This window comes from Bradyrhizobium sp. LjRoot220 (assembly GCF_964252915.1).
GTDB lineage: Bacteria > Pseudomonadota > Alphaproteobacteria > Rhizobiales > Xanthobacteraceae > Bradyrhizobium.
Genome location: NZ_CAXUPS020000010.1, coordinates 223,296 through 243,179 on the forward strand (window position 1 = coordinate 223,296; position 19,884 = coordinate 243,179).

The 19,884-nt window shown below is 61.6% G+C and carries 23 protein-coding genes; 14 read left to right on the forward strand and 9 right to left on the reverse strand.

What is annotated here, in order from left to right; all coding sequences use genetic code 11:
- Positions 1–77: 77 nt before the first annotated feature.
- From ACSQ84_RS31370 to sseA, 3 genes are all read left to right on the forward strand, one after another.
- Entirely contained in the window at positions 78–1,253 is a 1,176-nt protein-coding gene (locus ACSQ84_RS31370; protein WP_436215597.1) for a vWA domain-containing protein, read from the forward strand.
- A gap of 127 nt (positions 1,254–1,380) precedes the next feature.
- Positions 1,381–1,794 (forward strand): rhodanese-like domain-containing protein, encoded by a 414-nt coding sequence (locus ACSQ84_RS31375; protein ID WP_436215598.1) that lies wholly within the window; start codon positions 1,381–1,383, stop codon positions 1,792–1,794.
- 170 nt (positions 1,795–1,964) lie between these two features.
- On the forward strand, positions 1,965–2,822 hold the full coding sequence (gene sseA, locus ACSQ84_RS31380; protein WP_436215599.1) for a 3-mercaptopyruvate sulfurtransferase: 858 nt from the start codon (positions 1,965–1,967) through the stop codon (positions 2,820–2,822).
- Between the two features lie 10 nt (positions 2,823–2,832).
- Here the strand turns inward: sseA and ACSQ84_RS31385 are convergent, their stop codons facing one another.
- Positions 2,833–3,669, reverse strand: a complete 837-nt coding sequence (locus tag ACSQ84_RS31385) for a hypothetical protein (protein WP_436215600.1) — start codon at positions 3,667–3,669, stop codon at positions 2,833–2,835.
- 335 nt (positions 3,670–4,004) lie between these two features.
- Here ACSQ84_RS31385 and ACSQ84_RS31390 point away from each other — a divergent pair, with 335 nt between their 5' ends.
- The 3 genes from ACSQ84_RS31390 (at position 4,005) to ACSQ84_RS31400 (ending at position 6,117) form a co-directional block, all read left to right on the forward strand.
- Complete coding sequence (locus ACSQ84_RS31390; RefSeq protein ID WP_436215628.1) at positions 4,005–5,210, forward strand: L,D-transpeptidase family protein; 1,206 nt, start codon at positions 4,005–4,007, stop codon at positions 5,208–5,210.
- Between the two features lie 266 nt (positions 5,211–5,476).
- The gene (locus ACSQ84_RS31395) at positions 5,477–5,722 is read left to right on the forward strand and encodes a type II toxin-antitoxin system VapB family antitoxin (protein WP_436215601.1); all 246 of its coding nucleotides are present in this window, start codon (positions 5,477–5,479) and stop codon (positions 5,720–5,722) included.
- Positions 5,722–6,117 (forward strand): type II toxin-antitoxin system VapC family toxin, encoded by a 396-nt coding sequence (locus ACSQ84_RS31400; RefSeq protein WP_436215602.1) that lies wholly within the window; start codon positions 5,722–5,724, stop codon positions 6,115–6,117. Before ACSQ84_RS31395 ends, ACSQ84_RS31400 begins: the two co-directional genes overlap by 1 nt.
- Positions 6,118–6,492: 375 nt before the next feature.
- On the opposite strand, the gene ACSQ84_RS31405 is transcribed toward ACSQ84_RS31400, so the two are convergent.
- Complete coding sequence (locus ACSQ84_RS31405; protein WP_436215603.1) at positions 6,493–7,341, reverse strand: SDR family NAD(P)-dependent oxidoreductase; 849 nt, start codon at positions 7,339–7,341, stop codon at positions 6,493–6,495.
- Between the two features lie 445 nt (positions 7,342–7,786).
- Here ACSQ84_RS31405 and ACSQ84_RS31410 point away from each other — a divergent pair, with 445 nt between their 5' ends.
- Positions 7,787–8,752, forward strand: coding sequence for an NAD-dependent epimerase/dehydratase family protein (locus tag ACSQ84_RS31410; protein ID WP_436215604.1), 966 nt, complete (start codon positions 7,787–7,789; stop codon positions 8,750–8,752).
- A gap of 373 nt (positions 8,753–9,125) precedes the next feature.
- Here the strand turns inward: ACSQ84_RS31410 and ACSQ84_RS31415 are convergent, their stop codons facing one another.
- The 5 genes from ACSQ84_RS31415 to ACSQ84_RS31435 form a co-directional block, all read right to left on the reverse strand.
- The gene (locus tag ACSQ84_RS31415) at positions 9,126–9,578 is read right to left on the reverse strand and encodes a hypothetical protein (RefSeq protein ID WP_436215605.1); all 453 of its coding nucleotides are present in this window, start codon (positions 9,576–9,578) and stop codon (positions 9,126–9,128) included.
- Positions 9,575–10,030, reverse strand: coding sequence for a helix-turn-helix domain-containing protein (locus ACSQ84_RS31420; protein ID WP_436215606.1), 456 nt, complete (start codon positions 10,028–10,030; stop codon positions 9,575–9,577). The genes ACSQ84_RS31415 and ACSQ84_RS31420 overlap by 4 nt, the downstream gene beginning before the upstream one ends.
- On the reverse strand, positions 10,008–10,370 hold the full coding sequence (locus tag ACSQ84_RS31425) for a hypothetical protein (protein ID WP_436215607.1): 363 nt from the start codon (positions 10,368–10,370) through the stop codon (positions 10,008–10,010). Before ACSQ84_RS31425 ends, ACSQ84_RS31420 begins: the two co-directional genes overlap by 23 nt.
- Before the next feature lie 635 nt (positions 10,371–11,005).
- Positions 11,006–11,965 (reverse strand): D-2-hydroxyacid dehydrogenase family protein, encoded by a 960-nt coding sequence (locus ACSQ84_RS31430; protein ID WP_436215608.1) that lies wholly within the window; start codon positions 11,963–11,965, stop codon positions 11,006–11,008.
- Positions 11,966–12,090: 125 nt separating this feature from the next.
- Positions 12,091–12,282 carry a hypothetical protein gene (locus ACSQ84_RS31435; RefSeq protein ID WP_436215609.1) on the reverse strand — a complete coding sequence of 64 codons (192 nt, stop codon included), beginning with the start codon at positions 12,280–12,282 and terminating at the stop codon, positions 12,091–12,093.
- Between the two features lie 252 nt (positions 12,283–12,534).
- On the opposite strand from ACSQ84_RS31435, the gene ettA reads away from it, so the two are divergent.
- From ettA to ACSQ84_RS31450, 3 genes are all read left to right on the forward strand, one after another.
- Entirely contained in the window at positions 12,535–14,184 is a 1,650-nt protein-coding gene (gene ettA / locus ACSQ84_RS31440) for an energy-dependent translational throttle protein EttA (RefSeq protein WP_436215610.1), read from the forward strand.
- A gap of 156 nt (positions 14,185–14,340) precedes the next feature.
- A complete protein-coding gene (locus ACSQ84_RS31445; RefSeq protein WP_436215611.1) occupies positions 14,341–14,931 on the forward strand; it encodes a TIGR00645 family protein in 591 nt (196 codons plus the stop codon).
- A 44-nt stretch (positions 14,932–14,975) separates the two neighbouring features.
- A complete protein-coding gene (locus tag ACSQ84_RS31450) occupies positions 14,976–16,196 on the forward strand; it encodes a lytic murein transglycosylase (protein ID WP_436215629.1) in 1,221 nt (406 codons plus the stop codon).
- Between the two features lie 552 nt (positions 16,197–16,748).
- On the opposite strand, the gene ACSQ84_RS31455 is transcribed toward ACSQ84_RS31450, so the two are convergent.
- Both ACSQ84_RS31455 and ACSQ84_RS31460 read right to left on the reverse strand, forming a co-directional pair.
- Entirely contained in the window at positions 16,749–17,018 is a 270-nt protein-coding gene (locus tag ACSQ84_RS31455; RefSeq protein WP_436215612.1) for a hypothetical protein, read from the reverse strand.
- A 287-nt stretch (positions 17,019–17,305) separates the two neighbouring features.
- Complete coding sequence (locus ACSQ84_RS31460; protein WP_436215613.1) at positions 17,306–17,626, reverse strand: hypothetical protein; 321 nt, start codon at positions 17,624–17,626, stop codon at positions 17,306–17,308.
- Between the two features lie 182 nt (positions 17,627–17,808).
- Between ACSQ84_RS31460 and ACSQ84_RS31465 the strand changes: the two genes are divergently transcribed.
- From ACSQ84_RS31465 to ACSQ84_RS31480, 4 genes are all read left to right on the forward strand, one after another.
- A complete protein-coding gene (locus tag ACSQ84_RS31465) occupies positions 17,809–18,186 on the forward strand; it encodes a hypothetical protein (RefSeq protein WP_436215614.1) in 378 nt (125 codons plus the stop codon).
- 180 nt (positions 18,187–18,366) lie between these two features.
- Complete coding sequence (locus tag ACSQ84_RS31470) at positions 18,367–18,627, forward strand: (2Fe-2S)-binding protein (RefSeq protein WP_436215615.1); 261 nt, start codon at positions 18,367–18,369, stop codon at positions 18,625–18,627.
- Positions 18,628–18,784: 157 nt separating this feature from the next.
- Complete coding sequence (gene bfr / locus ACSQ84_RS31475; RefSeq protein ID WP_436215616.1) at positions 18,785–19,270, forward strand: bacterioferritin; 486 nt, start codon at positions 18,785–18,787, stop codon at positions 19,268–19,270.
- A gap of 12 nt (positions 19,271–19,282) precedes the next feature.
- Complete coding sequence (locus ACSQ84_RS31480; RefSeq protein WP_436215617.1) at positions 19,283–19,669, forward strand: hypothetical protein; 387 nt, start codon at positions 19,283–19,285, stop codon at positions 19,667–19,669.
- Positions 19,670–19,884: the final 215 nt, after the last annotated feature.

Genomic DNA, 19,884 nt, shown 5'->3' on the forward strand with positions numbered 1-19,884 from the left:
GTGAGTATTGGTGAGTGCGCGCGGTATGTACAGTCCGGGCCCTTGACGCCAGCGGTCCGGCGGGCAATCTGTATCCCATGTTCCTGCAATTCTTCACATCGCTGCGCGACGCTCAGGTCCCGGTGACCTTGCGCGAATATTTGACGCTGATGGAGGCGCTCGACGCCGACCTCGCCGATCAGACGGTGGAGAATTTCTATTACCTCTCCCGCGCCGCCCTGGTGAAGGACGAGCGCAACCTCGACAAGTTCGACCGCGTGTTCGGCTCCGTGTTCAAGGGGCTCGAGAGCCTGCTCGACGCCATGGAGAAGGCGGAGATTCCCGCCGAATGGCTGAAGAAGCTCGCGGAAAAATACCTCACCGAGGAAGAGAAGAAGCAGATCGAGGCGATGGGCTGGGACAAGCTCATGGAGACGCTGCGCAAGCGGCTTGAGGAACAGAAGGGCCGCCACCAGGGCGGCAGCAAGTGGATCGGCACCGCCGGCACCTCGCCGTTCGGCGCCCACGGCTACAATCCCGAAGGGGTGCGGATCGGCCAGGAAAAGAACCGCAACAACCGCGCCGTGAAGGTGTGGGACAAGCGCGAGTTTCGGGACCTCGACGGCAATGTCGAACTCGGCATCCGCAACATCAAGATTGCGCTGCGCAGGTTGCGCAAATTCGCCCGCACCGGCGCGCCTGACGAACTCGATCTCGACACCACGATCAAGGAGACCGCCAACCACGGCTATCTCGACGTGCATATGCGCCCCGAGCGGCGCAACGCGGTCAAGGTTTTGGTATTCTTCGACATCGGCGGCTCGATGGATTCGCATATCGAGCAGGTCGAGGAACTGTTTTCCGCGGCGAAGACCGAATTCAAGCACATGGAATATTTCTACTTCCACAACTGCCTCTATGAAGGCGTCTGGAAGCAGAACAAGCGGCGCTTTACCGACCGCACGCCGACCTGGGACGTGCTGCATAAATATCCGCACGACTATAAGGTTGTGTTCGTCGGCGACGCCTCGATGTCGCCTTACGAGATCATGGTCCCCGGCGGGTCGGTCGAGCACGTCAACGAGGAGGCCGGCTCGGTCTGGCTCGATCGCATCACGCGCACCTATCCGCACGCCGTCTGGCTTAATCCGGTGGCGCAGAAGCACTGGGATTATTCGGAATCCACCACCATCATTCGCCGGCTGTTCTCGGAGCGGATGTACCCGATCACGATCGAGGGCCTCGAAGGTGCGATGAAGGAACTGGTGCGGTGATCACGGTCATTCCGGGGCGCGCGTAAGCGCGAACCCGGAATCTAGAGGTTTCACTCGATCGAGATTCCGGGTTCGATGCTTCGCATCGCCCCGGAATGACTGGCAGAAAAAATTAAAGGTGCAATCAATGCCCCAGACCATCCACCGCGGTATCAAATCGCTGATCGACGAAGCCAACGCCGAGATCGAAACCCTCAGCGCCGCGGATTCGATCAAGGCGGCGTTAAGCGACGACGTCGTGATCGTCGATATCCGCGACCCCCGCGAGATCGAGCGCGACGGCCGCATCCCCGGCGCGTTCTCCTGCACCCGCGGCATGCTGGAATTCTGGATCGACCCGGAAAGCCCCTACGCCAAACCGGTGTTCCAGCAGGACAAGAAGTTCATCTTTCACTGCGCCGGTGGCTTGCGCTCGGCGCTCGCCGCCAAGACCGCGAAAGACATGGGCCTGAAGCCGGTCGCGCACATGGCCGGCGGTTTCGCCGCCTGGCGCGACGCCGGCGGCCCGGTCGAGAAGTGGGAACCGAAGAAGAAGGGCTAGCACCCGGCTGTCATCCTTCGAGGCTCGCAAGTGCTCGCACGGAATCTCGAGATTCCCAGATGACGTTCTCTCGTCCGTCACCCCCGCGTGAGCGTAAGCTCATCGCTGGAGGTGCCGTAGCGAAGCGAAGGCCTCGAAGGGCGACGGCCCCACTGGAATTGGAATCAAACATGACCACCACCGACGATCCGCTTGTCTCCACCGACTGGCTCGCCACGCATTTTGGCGATCCAAACATCAAGATCATCGACGCATCGTTCAAGCTGCCGGGCGTGTTGCCGCTGCCGAAGGACGATTATCTCGCCTCGCACATCCCGGGCGCGGTGTTTTTCGACGTCGACGCGGTGTCCGATCATGCCAATCCGCTGCCGCACATGTTCCCGAGCGCCGAGCAGTTCGGCCGCGATGTCGGCGGGCTCGGAATAAGCAACGACGATACGGTGGTGCTGTACGATTCCGGCGGCTGGGTCGCAGCCCCCCGGGTGTGGTGGATGTTCCTGTCGTTCGGACACCCGAACGTCCGTATCCTGAACGGCGGCCTGAAGAAGTGGGTCGCCGAAGGCCGCAAGGTCGAGAGCGGGCAAGTCACGCCGAAGCCGGCGACGTTCAAGGCCAGCTTCGATCCGCGCTACACGCGCAATATCCAGCAGATGGTCGACAACCTCGCGAGCCGTACCGAACAGGTGCTCGATGCGCGCGCCAACGAACGCTACCAGGGCAAGGTGCCCGAGCCGCGGCCGGGCCTGCGTTCGGGTCATATTCCCGGCAGCCTCAGCGTGCCCTACAACCAGCTGTTCGATGCCGCGACCGGCGCGATGAAATCCTTGGATGAATTGCGCGCCGTGTTTGCCGGCGCCGGCGTCAGGCTCGACGCGCCGATCGTGACGAGCTGCGGCTCCGGCGTATCCGCGCTGGTGCTGACGCTGGCGCTTTATCGCCTCGGCGTGCGCGGCTCCGCGCTGTATGACGGTTCATGGTCCGAATGGGGCATGCAGGGCGGCCCGCCGGTCGCGACCGGGCCCAACTGAATTGCGCGCGTTACTGCTTGCCGCGCGCTTGTAGTTGCGCGAACGGGTCAGCCGCTTGCTGGGCCGCCGCCTGCCGCGCCTGCAATGCGCGTCGTGCCGCCGCGCTGCGCCGGCGCTCTTTGGCGCGCTGCGCCCGCTTGCTGTCGACGCCGCGCTCTGGTTTCGCGGCCGCCGGCTTCGCGGCGGCCGGTTTCGCCGCAACCGTTTCCTCGATGGCGACGGCAGGACCGCCCAGCGTGGCGATCTTCATCGCGGCGATGTTGCCTTCCAGGGATGGCGTTTCCGCCACCGGCGCTGTCTCGGTCGCTGCGGCTGACGTCGCCGGCGGCGGCGTTTCCGCGATCGCCGCGAGCTTCACTTCCTCCTTGGCCGCCGGCGTCCCGGCGGCGGGTGTCTCTTCGGCAGGTATCTCGGCGGCACGCGTCTCTGCGGCAGGCGTCTCCGCCGGAGCGACCTGAACAGCCGGCGTTGGTTCCGCCGCCGGGACTTCCGGTTTCACGGTCTCGGCCGGCGCAGGCTCTTCCAGCTGCAGCGCGGCGAGTTTTTCCGGCTCAGCCGGCGGTGCTTCCGGGGTTTGCGCTGCGGGTGGCACGGTCTCGGTGATCGTAGCCGGCGCATTGTCCGGCACCTGCTCGGCGACATCGGGCTCGACGCGCAGCAGGGCCAGGGTCGGCATCGGCGGTTCGTTCTGCCGGGCGAATACGGGTTCGGGCGGCAGCCGCCGCGACGGCGAACTGGCAAATTGCTCGTGCGCGGTGCGCAACAGCGCCGCGGCACCCAGCCCAAAGACCAAAACCGACATCGACAGCACGATCGCGGCGAACAGAAAGCGAAAACCGGGGAGCATGGACGCGAGTTCCGCCTTGCCGGGAGATGCAGGGCTGTTGATGCCAAAGAAAACGCGGTGACCACTGGGAAGCGACTGGATTCGCACCGCGAATCAGGCCGATTCGAGAGTATCTCAAGGTCTCAGACCTGTTTGTTACAAAATGGGCAGGCAATGGCGGCCAGTGGCCCGCAAACGGTGTTTTTCGCGCCGTGAGGCATCTTTGCCGCAGCGTTCACGGGTCATCACAAAATGACCGATTTGGGCCGAATTTGGCGGATTTGTCTTGAATGCGCCGCTATCTTCCGTCATCTGCCGTTAACGATCCGGTGTGGCTTGGGGTCTATACAAGAGCGATGATGATTAACCGTATTCTGACGATCTGCGCTGCCGTCACTGCTGCTTCGGCAGGAACTCCGCTCGCCCAGGCACAGCAGGGCTATCCGCTGTCCCCCGGCGCGGTCTATTCGGCTCCCCCGGGTCCATATGTTCGCGGTGGCTATGCCATCGATGAACGCCGCGGACCCGGCACACCCGATTTCGATGCCATGGACGACGACGAGGCGCTGAACGCCCAGAGTTCGACCGCGCTGCCGCCGCCCGGCCCGGTGCTGTCGCCGAACGACCCGCGCTACGGCCGGCCGATGTATTCCGATCGTGGCCCGCCGATGCCCACGGGGCCGGTCCTTTCGCCCGATGATCCGCGTTACGGCCGTCCTGCCGGCCCGCCGCCGGTGATCTACTCCGATCGCGGCGATGGCCGTGTTCCCGCCGCGGGCGTGGTTTATCCGAATGATGACCGCTTGCGTCCGCCGGAAGCGGTTGGTGGCGGCCCCGCCGTCACCGGTGCCGTGCAACCGCAGCAGCAGCCCGCTGTCGGCGCCGACGGCAGGCCGATGGTGCTGTCAGCACTGCCGCCGGAAGAACAGCCGGAAGCGGCGCCCGTGCAGCTCCCGCCGCATCTGCGCCGCCAGGAGGTTTCGTTTGCGACCAAGGAGCCCGCCGGTACGCTGATCGTCGATACGCCGAACACCCACCTCTATTACGTGCTGGGCGGCGGCCGCGCGATCCGTTACGGCGTCCGCGTCGGCCGCGATGGCTTCACCTGGACCGGCGTGCAGAAGGTCAGCCGCAAGGCCGAGTGGCCGGATTGGCATCCGCCGACCGAGATGATCGAGCGCCAGCCCTATCTGCCGCGCTTCATGGCCGGCGGCCCCGGCAACCCGATGGGTGCCCGCGCGATGTATCTGGGTTCGACCGTCTACCGTATCCACGGCACCAACCAGCCGTCGACGATCGGCAAGTTCGTTTCGTCCGGTTGCATCGGCATGCTGAACGAGGACGTCTCCGACCTGTTCGAACGCGTCAAGGTCGGCACCCGCGTCGTCGTGATGCCCGGTGGCCCGCCGCCGGGAACCGCGACCGCTTCGGCCGCACCTGCGCAGGGTTTGGCGCCTCCTGCAAACGCGCAGGGCGGACCGACCCAGGCACAGCTCGCCCCGGTTCCAGGCATGCAGCCGACCGTAGTGCCTCCGCTGCCGGCACCGGTGACGGTGCGCTAGAACCCCGTTTGGTGCAGGCATCATTTTGAAAAGGCGCGCGCGAGCGCGCCTTTTTCGTTGGCAGTGATATCGGCGCCTGTGCCACGTTGAGCCCACCGCCGTCCCAACATCCGTCTGGTTCGGAGCGCCATAGCATCGAATGTGCGACGCCGACCCTTCACACGAACCGAACAGGTCGGGCGCGAAGCGGTCCGGGAAGCGAAACGAGCGTGATCTCGGCCCCTGCTAATGGTATATTGCTGTTCCACGACATGATGGACGGGCCCATGAACATCCGTTCCGCCAAAGTTGACCAACTCGCGCAGCGGCTTGCACGGCTGACCGGCGAAGATATCGAAACCGCGCTCGAGCGTGCGGTTGAGGAACGGCTGTCCCGTTTGGCACCACCGGCACCCGCCGACCGAAAAGCTGCGATGGATTCGTTCTTCGAGCGAGTATCCCGCATGCGCGTTCTGGATCCCCGTCCAGTAGACGAAATTGTAGGTTATGACGGTTGCGGGTTGCCGTCCTGATGGTCCTGGATACGTCCGCGATTATCGCGACCATTACGAATGAACAGGATAGTTCGCGCTTCCGGGCGGCGATGCTCGATGCCGACAGCTTGTTGATTTCATCGGTCGCCGTCCTGGAAACGAGAATTGTTCTGTTCGCGCGTCTTGGACCGGATGCGGTGGCTCTTTTCGAACAGCTACTGGAGAATGCCGGCATTGTCGTGGTGCCGTTCGACGACGAAATGGCAAAGGCTGCCTTCGATGCGTTTCGCCGTTTCGGCAAGGGGCAGGGGAATCCGGCTCAGCTGAATATCGTCGATTGCGCGGTCTATGCGTTGGCTAAGACGCGTTCCCAGCCCTTGCTCTTCAAGGGTGGCGATTTCGACCGGACGGATATTCATTCCGCCCTGGTTTAATCATCAAGAATGATCCAATCGGGTGCTTCATCGCGCGTGTTGGGTATCTCATCGTGGTTCCGCGCGTCCCATTACAGTGCCACGGCGAAACATGGTGCCAGCTCCATCGGCCGCGCCACACCTTGTTCCGGTTCCCGGGATGCAGCCGACCGTGGTGCCCCCGCTGCCGGCACCGGTGACGGTTCGCTAAACGCTGGTCGGGATAGACATCATCCAAGGCGCGCGCGAGCGCGCCTTTTTTGTAGGTTGGGTGCGGTAGACCTTTGTGCGAAAGCGCGCGCCACCCCCAGAATGAGTCTGGTTCGAAGCCCAATGCAACCGAAACCAGGTCGGGTTCGCGGTCAGTCTGGCTTGATCATTCCTTTGCAAGCCAGTTCATGGGATTGCTCCACCGCGTTGATCCATCGCGCCGTGACTTACGGAAGTTTGGCCACGGAAGCCTGATCTGCACTTGCGCAGCTGAAGACGGCCGATCGCCGCCAGGATAAATCCGCGCGGAAACAGCCGCAGCAGAAATGGAATGATCTTGGGGCCGAGGCCGGGCAGCACGACGCGCTTGTTGGCCATCAGTCCGCGATAGCCTGCCTGCGCGACATCAGCTGCCGAGATGTCCAGCATTCCATGCTCAAATCCGGGTTTGATCCCGGCACGCGCCTGAAATTCCGTCGACACCGAACCGGGGCAGAGAGTCGTCACGCGCACTCCGTGCGGCGCTAGTTCCTGGCGCAGCGCTTCGCTGAACGACAGGACATAACTTTTGGACGCATAATACACCGCCATTCCGGGGCCCGGCAGAAAGCTTGCAAGCGAAGCGAGATTGAGGATACCGCCACGATGCCGGACCAGGCTGTCAGAAAACCGCAGCGATAAATCGGTCAGCGCAAGAATATTGACGCGGATGATGCCGAGTTGTTCTGCCCGATCCAGTTCGATCGCATGACCGAACAAACCGAATCCGGCATTGTTGACGATGAACTCGACTTCCGCTCCTTCAGCGGCCAGGACCGCACTAATTTTGTCGCAGGCATCGGCGTGTTCGAGATCGCAAGGAATCAGAATTGGCGCCGGATTGCCGGCGGCGACGATCTCGCTCGCCAATGTCATCAGGCGCTCCCCACGCCGGTCAACAAGCGCTAGTCGATGGCCCTTTGACGCAAAAACGCGCGCCAGCTCGGTTCCTATTCCTGCCGATGCTCCCGTAATAAGCGTCACATGATTGGCCATCCGAGGCCGTCTCTCTTGCGCCTGCTGGTTGCGTGTAGATGACGCTCGTGGCAGCTCCGCCGATGCATCCATCGTTCAGTTCTCCTCGGCCAATAAGGTTTGAGCGGAGCGTTTCGTTCCTAACCCGTGGGGGAGCGAACCAACTCGACGGAGCCTTGAATCCCGGTTCTGTGGAGCGGGGCAGCCGAGCGCTGATCACGCGTTCGCCGAAGTTGCTCGCGAAACGCCTGAGGCGATGCGATTTTGCAGATGTGCGATGTGCTCCGGCCAAACCAGCAACGGTGCCGCCAGGACCCCGGCGGATCACCACACCAAAAGGCCCGAATGCGTGAGGGGGTGTCGCGCCATGGGCTCGGCTGCCACATTTGCACGCTTGAATTCCCGTTTCTTCCGACTATTTGCCGCCAACAATCCAGGACTGGGCGTCGAGCAGAAGGATCTCAGCATGCGAATTTTCGTTGCAGGCGCCACCGGCGCCGTCGGCCGCGAACTCGTTCCTGCATTGGTTGCGGCCGGTCATTTCGTCACCGGCATGACGCGGACGGCGGCGAAGGCGGACGCCGTCAAACGGCTGGGCGCCGAACCGGTCGTGGCTGACGGCCTCGATGCGCCGGCCGTTCATGCCGCCGTGATGTCGGCGAGGCCTGAGGTCGTGATCGACGAGATGACCGATCTTGCCGCGGTGACCGACCTGCGCCATTTCGATCGCGCCTTCGCCACCACCAATCAGCTGCGCACCCGCGGCACCGATTATTTGCTGATAGCCGCGCACGATGCCGGCGCGAAGCGTTTCATCGCCCAGAGTTTTTGCGGCTGGACCTATGGCAGCGGTGCCGGGCCGGTCAAGACCGAAGCCGACGAACTCGATCCCGATCCGCCGCAGGAGCTGCGCCGTACGCTGGAAGCGATCCGGCATCTGGAGCGCGCCGTGACGGCGTCGGGAGCGCCCGAAGGCATCGTGCTGCGCTATGGATCGTTCTACGGCCCCGACACCGGCTTGCTGTCCTCAGCCATGATCGACCAGTTGCGCCATCGCCGCGTGCCGCTGCTCGGCGACGGCGGCGGCTGGTGGTCGTTCGTGCATGTCGAGGACGCGGCTTCCGCGACCGTTGCCGCGATCGAGCATGGCAAACCCGGCAGCATCTACAACATCGTCGACGATGAACCGGCGCAAGTCAGGGACTGGCTCCCGGTGCTGGCGGGCATCCTCGGCGCCAAGCCGCCGTTTCACGTGCCGGCCTGGCTCGGCCGGCTGCTGGCGGGTGAGCACATGGTCTCGATGATGACCCAGGTGCGGGCCGGATCGAACGCCAAGGCCAGGCAGGAACTCGGCTGGCGGCCGGCCTATGCATCCTGGCGCAACGGATTTGAGATGGTGGCGAGGCAGACGGCGGAGAAGGTTGCGGCGTGAGGGGACAGGGCCGGACCTTCTGGCTCGACCGAGTACACCTTAATGCCGGTGATGCGGATGGGTTCGGTCTTGTGTCCCGGACGCCGTGCGACGCCCTCCCGGCGAGGCCGACGAATATGTTGATGTTCTAGAGGCGCCGGAAAATATGAAATATCATGACGCTCTTGAGGAACTAGTGGTGCCCCGAGGCCCAAAGCCGAGAAGCGTCCCGCCGACGCCATCGACAACGCCGTTATGATCGCCCTCATTACTTTACTACTGGCGAGATCGAGGACATCACCACCGAGGACGGCAAGAACGCCGCTGCTGTGGCGCTGGGGCGGCATGGCGCGGGCGGGTGGGATGACGACGACTAAGAAGAGAAAAGAGATCGCTAGGAGCGCGGCGGCGGCTCGGTGGAAGAAGATTCCGCTACAATCAGCGATCCAACGTTGTGATAACGGCCCTGCCGAGCTATTCGCACTTTGATTACACCCGGTGCATTTATAGTCAGCGGCGATAGAACTAGATTAGCTCTCGCACCGATACGAGGACGATCAGTTTTTGTGATGTCGATTTGCGAATCGACGTCCACCACTATTCCCGGCTCGTTTTCCGGATCTCCGGGCAAGAAGACATGAAGTTTTAAGACTGGTTCGAAAAGCTCTCTCTTCTGCGTAAAAATTATACTCATCGCGAACTTTGCCAGCGTTGAAGGAAAGCCCCCGTTGATAGTCATTTCGCCATGGTAACAACCCACCATGGTAACTTTTCCGTCCACTTCAAAACGAATGTCATCGCAGAAGGTTGTGAAGCCGGACACATCAGGGGTAGCTTCCTCAATCACGACGCCACCGCCGCTACATCCGCGTCAATCGTAACCTCGACTGACGCATGACTAACTTTTGCAACGGCTGACGTTCGTTTCGTTTCCGTTGTTACGCTACTAGATTGATGAACAGTTTCCTTCCCTATGTGGACTGCTACCAAGGGATGGGCATAATTAGGCTTGGCGCGATCTGCGAAGCGCACAATGCGAGTGTCCATTTCCGCGTCCAACGCGAGCAGGATATCGCTCAAGGTATCAAGCTCAAAATTACTCGGGGCGGATAGCCACCTAGTAATTTGAGAGGGGTCTTTGGAAAGGGCTTCGGCGAGTTGTTTCTTCGTGACACCTCGGCGCTCCGCTTCTTTAGCGAAAAACTCCACAAGCGAGGTAAAAACACGATTTTTCTGACGCTGCCTGTAGTACGCGAGATCACGGCGCTTCATTGGATTAAGTTTTGAAGTATTTGCCATCGATGGTACCCGTTACAAGTTCACTCAGGTTTGTCGAAACCATGGGATTGTAGGTGTGGAAGAGATGACCCCAGCGGGTCCTCGCTAATCTTTTGATGTCCTTCCACTCACGCGATTCCCAGCCACCTAAATTTTCCCTAAGAGCCAAATTCGTTGCAATGAAGACGTCTCTTTTGGCGAAGAAGCCAAGCACGCGAATTGACGGATCTGGCCTTAAGCTACGAATCTCCCAAACTCCCTCCGTCGCTGGGTAAAGCAGAAATAAATATTTGGGATCGATGGTGCGGCCTTCGGCAAACTGCTCGAGATCGGCTTGCAGGATACCGAGACGATCTTCCATATCGTCGTCCTGATGCTCGGTAGAGAGTAGCGACCATATGTCCTCCGATACGAACATGGCTCGCCTAGGAGCACTCCCGGCAGCTCGGGGCACAAGGGGGAAAAGCATTCCGGCCCCCACCTTATGCGCTATCAAATCCTCGATTGACATATAAGTCAATTATTCCGTAATGCAAATGGGTGAGTCACTCTGACTCAGGCACTCCGTGGTTAAAAGGGAACCTTCGTCGCCAACGGGTTGAATTCATACTTGATGCGAATAAAGTTCAGCTCGGACGGCCATGAACAAACCCCTGGAAACCACCGTTCCAATCCTTGCGATGGTTTGGGAGCGAAGATGCGGCAATGGCGGCGGGTTTGGTGAACAAGGTCTTGAGGACGTTTGAGTGGTTGCCTTGATGGATGCAGCCAACCCAGCCCCCCGTTTCGCGGGCCTTGCAAGAGACCGCTGAAATTTCCACCTGACTGCGCAATGCTGAAAATGTGCCCCTGATTTGCCCGACGCGTCAAAGTGTTTTTTGGGCCAAGCTCCACGCCAGCGAACCCCTTTGTTTGCATAGGGTTCCTTTCTTTGCATGGGGTTGTTTTCGACATTTTTGCTTGGGAGCCAGACCGGCGCCCTCTGACCAGCTTCCTTTAAACCAGCCTCCTCGGCGCCTCGCCCTTGAACCAGGCGTCGATGCCTTCGACCATCTGGCGATAGTGGTGGCTAAAGCTGTCCCCGGTGACGTAGCCGAGATGCGGCGTCAGCACGAGGTTGTCGAGTTTTCGGAAGGGATGGTCGACCGGCAGTGGTTCGACCGAGAACACGTCGATGCCGGCGCCGGCGATCTTCCTTTGCGTCAGCGCTTGCAGCAGCGCGTCCTCATCGACGATCGGCCCGCGCGCGGTGTTGACGAGAAAGGCGGTCGGCTTCATGCGCGCGAGCTCTTCACGTCCGACCAGCCCGCGTGAACGCGGGCCCAGCACGACGTGGATGGTGACGATGTCGGCGGCGGCGAACAGTTCCTCCTTGGTGACGTAACCGACGCCGGCTTCCGCGCACTTCTCGGGCGTCAGGTTCGGGCTCCAGGCGATCACGTTCATGCCGAAGGCCTGCGCCAGCTTTGAGACCTTGGTGCCGAGCTTGCCGAGGCCGATCACGCCCAGCGTCCGGCCCTCGATTTCCATGCCGACGAATTTCTGCAGCGGCTCGCCGGCATGCATGCGGGCGTTTTCGCGGCCGATGTTGCGGGTCAGCTCCAGGATCAGGCCCATGGTCAGCGGCGCGGTCGGATCGCGGCCCCATTGGGTACCGCACAGCACCACGCCATGGTCCTTGGCGGCCTCCATGTCGATCGCGGCATTGCGCATGCCCGAGGTGATCATCAGCTTCAGCTTCGGCAGCGCCGCAAACAGCGTGCGGGGAAACGGCGTGCGCTCGCGCATCGCGCAGATGATCTCGAAATCCCTGAGCGCGCTGGCGGCGGCTTCCGGGCTGGCAAACGGCTGGTTGAAGACGGTGACGTCGACCCGGTCGGCGATTTGCGACCAGTCTGCGACCTTCAGGGCCACATCGAGATAGTCGTCGAGGATTGCACAGCGCAGCCGCGTCATTGGGAGGTCCGATCAGGCGAGGGTGACGGCGGAATGGGCCGTCAGGGGAGATCGCCATGGTCGCGCGCAATCGGGGGCTGTGCAAGCGGACTTGGGAGCGGGGCTAGGTCAAAATTCCGGGAAGCTCAGTTGGAGCGGGCGAGGTGCTTGGCGCGCCAGGCCGGGCCGGGGCCGCGCATATAGTGCAGTTCCGGCCGGTAGGAGTTGAACGCCTTGGCCACGAACTGGCGCCAGAAGGCACGGAGTTCGGCGAGCGGCTTTGCAAGGCCGTGGCCCTGCGCCGGGGTGGAAAGGGATGCCGAACTGGTCGTCGCCATGACGCTGTCTCTGTTTGCCATTCGCGGGCTTTTGCCGCGAAGACGCCGTTTTCCAGCGTCTGGAACGACTTTTGGCCTGATTTATTAAAAGAAGGTTTCAATTGTCGTGATTTGGCGCGCACATAGTGACCATCCCGTATTCATCCGTGGTGAACAGACGGAAAACGCCCTCCCGCGGTTGCCCTTTGGGGGCCGCGCCGCTACATCAGCGGCAGCAAATTTCCATAAATCCTCTGGTTTCAAGGGATCGCGATGGCTCGCCAGTTCGTCTATTTCATGCAGGGTCTGACCAAGAGCTACCCGACCCGCAAGGTGCTCGATAACGTCCATCTGTCGTTCTACCCGGACGCCAAGATCGGCGTGCTCGGCGTCAACGGTTCCGGCAAATCGACCCTGCTGCGGATCATGGCCGGCCTCGACAAGGAATATAACGGCGAGGCCTGGGTCGCCGAGGGCGCCCGGGTCGGCTACCTCGAGCAGGAGCCGCATCTCGACGAGACCAAGACGGTCCGCGAGAACGTCATGCTGGGCGTCGCCAAGAAGAAGGCGATCCTCGATCGCTACAACGAACTGGCGATGAACTACTCGGAAGAGACCGCCGACGAGATGACCAAGCTGCAGGACGAGATCGAGGCCGCGGGCCTTTGGGATCTCGACAGCAAGGTCGACCAGGCGATGGATGCGCTGCGCTGTCCGCCCGACGATGCCGACGTCACCAAGCTGTCGGGCGGCGAGCGCCGCCGCGTGGCGCTATGCAAGCTGCTGCTCGACCAGCCGGACCTGCTGCTGCTGGACGAGCCGACCAACCATCTCGACGCCGAGTCGGTGTCGTGGCTGGAAGGCCATTTGCGCAACTATCCCGGCGCGATCCTGATCGTGACCCATGACCGCTACTTCCTCGACAACGTCACCAGTTGGATCCTCGAACTCGATCGCGGCAAGGGCATCCCTTACGAAGGCAATTATTCGTCCTGGCTGGTGCAGAAGCAGAAGCGCCTCTTGCAGGAAGGCCGCGAGGACGCCGCGCACCAGAAGACGCTTGAGCGCGAGCAGGAGTGGATTGCGTCTTCCCCCAAGGCGCGCCAGGCCAAGTCCAAGGCGCGTTACCAGCGCTACGAGGACCTGCTGAAGCAGGCCAGCGAGAAGCAGACCCAGACCGCGCAGATCACGATTCCTGTCGCCGAGCGGCTCGGCCAGAACGTCGTCGACTTCGAAGGTCTCAGCAAAGGCTTTGGCGACCGCATGCTGATCGACGATCTTACCTTCAAGCTGCCGCCCGGCGGTATCGTCGGCGTGATCGGGCCGAACGGCGCCGGCAAGACCACGCTGTTCCGGATGATCACCCAACAGGAGAAGCCGGACAAGGGCACGATCACCGTCGGCGAAAGCGTGCATCTCGGTTACGTCGATCAGTCACGCGACGATCTCGACGGCAAGAAGAACGTGTGGGAGGAGATCTCCGGCGGCAACGAACTGATTTTGCTTGGCAAGCGCGAGGTCAATTCGCGCGGCTATTGCTCGTCATTCAACTTCAAGGGTGCCGATCAGCAGAAAAAGGTCGGCTCGCTGTCGGGCGGTGAGCGCAACCGCGTTCATTTGGCCAAGATGCTCAAGTCCGGCGCCAACCTGCTGCTGCTCGACGAACCGACCAACGATCTCGACGTCGATACGCTGCGCGCGCTGGAGGAGGCGTTGGAGAATTTTGCCGGCTGCGCCGTCATCATCAGCCATGACCGCTGGTTCCTCGACCGCATCGCCACCCACATCCTGTCCTTCGAAGGCGACAGCCACGTCGAATGGTTCGAAGGTAATTTCCAGGACTATGAGAAGGACAAGATGCGCCGCCTCGGCCAGGATTCCATCATCCCGCATCGCGTGAAGTACAAGAAGCTGACGCGCTGAGCTGTGGTTCGCGCTGAGATGACGAAACCGTGTCGCTGGCGCCAGCCCGCCTGCGCCAAATGGCCGCTAAATCCCGCTCGTCGGGAATGTGCCATATCCGGCTATTAGATTGGCCGCGAGTATCCGACCGAATCCCGCACAGAGAGATCCCCGATCATGTCCATGACGCCGGAAACGCCGATGCCGCCCAAAGAGCAGAGGAAGTCATTGCGTCCGATCCCGATGCTGATCTTCTCCTCCCGCTGGCTGCAATTGCCGCTTTATATCGGCCTGATCGTCGCGCAGGGCGTCTATGTCGTGTTGTTTCTGAAGGAGTTGTGGCACCTGTTCGCCCACGCTTTCGATTTCAGCGAGCAGCAGATCATGCTGGCGGTTCTCGGGCTGATCGACGTGGTGATGATCTCGAACCTCCTGGTGATGGTCATCGTCGGCGGCTACGAGACGTTCGTCTCCCGTCTCAATCTGCAAGGACATCCCGATCAGCCGGAATGGCTCAGCCACGTCAACGCCAGCGTGCTCAAGATCAAGCTGGCGATGGCGATCATCGGCATCTCGTCAATCCATCTGTTGCGCACCTTCATCGAGGCCGGTGCGTTGGCCTCGGGCAAGAGCGTCTACACCGAGACCGGCGTGATGTGGCAGACCATCATCCACACGGTTTTCATCCTGTCGGCGATCGGCATTGCCTATGTCGACAAGCTGTCGAATGTTTCCACTGAAAGCGCCAAACACGCCGCGTCGCATTGATAGTCGGGCGTCGATCACGGGATTCGATCGTGCAACTGAGGGCGATCACCGCGGTTCTGATCTTGGCGGCGACGGCGCTGGGCGCGGTGCGCCCGGCCTTCGCCGCCGACGCCGGCTTTACGCAGTTCATCGCTTCGCTGTGGCCGGAGGCGCAGGCCGCCGGCGTGTCGCGGGCGACGTTTGACGCCGAGACCCGCGGCCTCGAGCCGGATTACAAATTGCCGGATTTGATTCTGCCCGGCCGGCCCGCCACCGGTGCGCCGTCGCAGGCCGAGTTCGTGCAGGTGCCGTCGGATTATGTGAAGGAATCCTCGATCGCACGATTGGCGGCCGAGGGGCAGAAGCTGATGCAAAAGCATCGTGCAGCGCTCAATCAGATCGAGAGCCGCTTCGGCGTGCCGGCCACGGTCGTGCTGGCGATCTGGGGCCGCGAAACCGATTATGGCCGCTACCGGTTGCCCTACGACACCGTGCGTGTGGTGGCGACACAGGCCTATGTCGGCCGGCGCAAGGATCAGTACCGCGCCGAATTCATCCTGGCGTTGAAGATCCTCGGCGAGGGCGCGGTGGCGCGCAAGGACATGCGCTCGTCCTGGGCCGGCGCCACCGGGCTCACGCAGTTCCTGCCGGGCGAATATTACAAGCATGGTGTCGATTTCGATGGCGACGGCCGCATCGACATCTGGAATTCAGTGCCGGACGCGCTTGCCTCCGCGGCCCAGCAGCTGGTCAACAAGGGCTGGCAGGCGGGCCTGCGCTGGGCCTATGAAGTGCGCGCGCCTGATAATGCCGACTGCACCATGGGCGTGCCCGAAGTGACAAAACCGATCGGCGAATGGCTGCGCGCGGGTTTTGTGCCGGTGCGCGGACAAAAGTTGAGCGCGGCCGAGCAGGCGCAGCCGGCCTCGCTGCTGCAGCCCGAAGGCATCTACGGTCCGGCGTTCCTGACCACGAAGAACTACTTCGTGATCAAGGAATATAACTTCTCTGATTTGTACGTGCTGTTCGTCGGCCATCTCGCCGACCGCATGTCGAACCCGTTGCCGTTTGCGACGCCGTGGTCGGCGTCGACACAGTTGCGCAGTGCCGATGTCGAAGCGATGCAGCGTCATCTGACGCGGATCGGCCTCTACAAGGACAAGCTCGACGGCAAGGCCGGCATGCAGACCCGCGCGGCGCTCGGGGCGTATCAGAAGTCTGCGGGATTGAAGGTCGATTGCTGGCCGAGCGAAGCGGTGCTGCGTTCGATCAGCTCGTCGCGTTAGCGAGTGGCGCTTCAGCGGCTGGAGCTGAGGCGCCGCTTTGGATGAAAAGGGGCTTGACGGATTGACGTCGAGGTCGACGATCTGCACGCAGCCCTGCGGCAGCGTATGACTGGAGCCAACCAGCCATGGCCCGTCGCGGAGTTGGGCGTTGCTGATCTTCGACAAGAACAGGCAACGCCACTCGCCTGTTCGCGGCAACCCCGATTTGCTTGTGCCGCCGACCTGATAGGTCAGGGCCTTCTCCTGGCCGTTCGAGTGGCCGAGGATGATCGGACAGAGTTCGCGCGGATGGCCATCGTACAAGCACACGACTTGCTTGCGTGTGCGCATGGCTTGTTCGAATAGATCGTAATTGGCGCTTGGCACGATTTCTCTCTCGACGTGCGAGAGAGTAGATCTAGCTATCCGTGCCAGGATCGACCAGCGGCCCCTCGATGACCCACGTGCGGTTCCAGAAGGCCTGCACCGGCACGGACGAGCCGAATAAAAAACCCGGCCGAGAGTTTCGGCCGGGCTTGAACTCGCAAGGCGCAGGCGCGGCGCTCGGTCAGATCAGTAGCAGACCTCGACGCGGCGGTAGGCCCAGCCGTAGCCATCCCAGAAGCGCTCGCGAACCAGGCGGCAAGGCGGGGGAGCATCTTCCACATAGACCGGTCCGCCGTAAGCCGGGCGGCTGGAGGCGATCGCGCCACCGATGATGGCGCCGCCGATCAGGCCGCCGACCACGCCGGCTGCCACGCCGCGCTGGGCGTTCGCGGGTGTCGCGGCGAGCGAACCGGCAATCGTTGCGGCGGCGATGAAGGCAGCAAATGTCTTCTTCATGTTGAGGGCTCTCCTGGAGATGGCGCCTGATCAGCCGACGCCGGGTTTAGGGTTAGGGGCACACGCCGTACTCGAATTGGCCGATTGTTAAAAAACCGCACATCGGTCAACCGAAAGTAAACGTGCGGGATTGATCGCCCAAAAAAGCGGTTTTTTCTGGCCGTGGAACGCCAAAGCCCCGGAGAACCCATCGGTTTTCCGGGACTTTGCGTGCGATTTAATGAAGGTGAACGGGTGTTCAGTGCGTTTTCGAGCGAAGGTTCTGATTCAATCAGAACCGATAACGCCTAGTCGCAAACCCGGACGCTGCGGACGCGCCAGCCATAGCCATCCCAGAAGCGCTGCTTCTGCCAGATGCAGTCCGGACCGTAGCCGGGTTCGGCGATATAGGCCGGGCCGCCATAATAGCCGGGGGCGGGCGCATAATAGCCCGGACCGCCATAATAGCCGTTCTGGGAGGCGATCGCGCCGCCGACGATGGCGCCGCCGATCAACCCTGCCGCGACACCGGCCGCAACACCGCGTTGCGCCTGGGCGGGGGCCGGAACCGCTACCGCGGAAACGGCCAACGTGGCGACGGCAACCAGCGCCATCAATGTCTTCTTCATGGGCCTCACCTTTCTGATGGAGCAAAGGACAGCGGGAAACCGGTCTGTCGCAGCGAAAGTTCCATATTTTGCCGAAATGATCAATGAACGCGACTGCCTCAATTGACGACGAAGGGCCATGCGGTTGGGTTCACTGCGATGCAAAGGCCCGCTTCCCAACCGCTTTTGAAGAGGATTCCGGGATGAGCGGGATGACAGCCTATCTGGTCGCCCTCGGCGGCATGGCGGTGATGTTCTATTGGGCGATCACCCGGACCTACAATATCAGCCCATGGCCCAGCGGCGCGTCGCGCGACCGGCACTACGACCGCGACCGCAATGATTACAGCCCTAGTTCCAGCAGCAGCAGCGGTGGCTCGGGACCCGCCAATCTGTTCAGCAGCGATAATTCCAGTTCGACCTGCTCACTCGACAATTCCGGTTCGTCGGACAATTCCAGTTCCAGCTGTTCGTCCGACAGTTTCAGCTCGTCCGACGATTCCAGCTCGTCGAGCGACTCCTCCAGCGATGATAGCGGGGGAAGCGACAGCGACAGCGACAGTGATAGCAGTGACGATTAACGCTACGGGGCTATCCGGCAAACCTGCCATTTGTGCCTGCCAGACAAGGGTTTTTAGACTCGTTCCAAACTGTTTCAGCCCCAGTTTGGAATTGCTTCAAAGTGCTGCTTTTCCTTTTGCATCGACGACCGCGCTTCAATATCGATGATGACGAGCATCACCGAAAGGCCTGCCGTTTTCATGATTGTCTGTTCCTGTAACGTCCTCAGCGACCATGATGTCCGCAATGCCGTCAGTGCAGCGTCGGACCTGCCGCGCAATCCGAAGCAGATCTACGGATGCCTCGGCTGCAGCGCCGAATGCGGTCGCTGCGCGCGCACCATCAAGGCCATCATCGACGAAGCGCTGGGCCCCTGCGCCAAGGCCTGCTGCTCGGGTTGCCCGCACAGCGACGCTGTGACCGAAGAAGAGGCCCACGAGTTCGCGCTCGCCGCCTCCTGAACCCTCTCGCCGCCGCCTCAATTCCTCTCAGATCCACTTGGATCGTCCGGTTCCCCACCGCTTTTTTGCGGGGACGGTTGCTCTTGCCTCCAAACTGATTTAGAAACGTTCTAAATACAGTTCGGGCCGATTTGGCCTCAAAACCCCGGAGTGCACCATGCAGGGCGACCCCAAAGTCATCGATTATCTCAACAAGGGCCTGCGCAGCGAGCTTACCGCGATCAGCCAGTACTGGCTGCATTACCGGCTGCTGAACAATTGGGGCCTGCTGGATATGGCCAAGGTCTGGCGCAAGGAATCCATCGAGGAGATGGAACACGCCGACAAGTTCACCGACCGGATCCTGTTCCTCGACGGCTTTCCCAACATGCAGGTTCTCGATCCCTTGCGGATCGGCCAGAACGTCCTGGAAATCATCGAATGCGACCTGGCCTCCGAGATATCCGCACGCGCGCTGTACCAGGAAGCCGCCACCTATTGCCACGGCGTCAAGGATTACGTCTCGCGCGACCTGTTCGAGCAGCTGATGAAGGACGAGGAACACCACATCGATTTCCTCGAGACCCAGCTCGATCTGATCAAGCGTATCGGCCTTGAGCTTTACACCCAGAAGCATGTCGGCGGGCTCGAGAGCGAGCACTGAGACGGGGGCGCGATGGCGCCCGCTGAGGAAATCGCCCGGCTCGAGCATGAACTGGCAGAGCTGAGATCGCACTATGCGCATCTCGAGCGCAACGGGCGGGTGATGAAGCGCGGCAGCGTGATTATGCTCGCCGCGTTCGCCGCTTTCATTGGCTATCTTTTGTGGACCGATTTCGTGATGGGCGCGCTCGCGGTGGTCGTGTCGGCGACCATAGCTGCGCTTGTCTGGTTCATGCCCGCCAGCGGCCGGCGATGGATCGATGCGGGCACCCCAATGGGGGAATTTGAAATCGGCCCAAGTCGGGCCCGAAAAGTAGAGCAATGGATTGCCGACCGGGAAGCGCGGCTGGCCGAACTTCGCATGGCCAACAGCTCGGGCGGGTCTGGGACGCATCCCTGATCCCGCGACGGGATTAAGTGCAGCGTAATTCACGATTCAATTTTCAAACAGCCGGCGCGCGAGACAGATATTCTCGATCCCGCGACGCATTGCGCCCGGGTCTTGCTGGAATTCTTCGCCCTCGAAAACAGAGGACGCAGGGAATGCCGGATGCGCGCTGCACCCGCGATCTCGTGTGCGAATAGTGCAAACAAAGGTGCACACGAGCATACAGG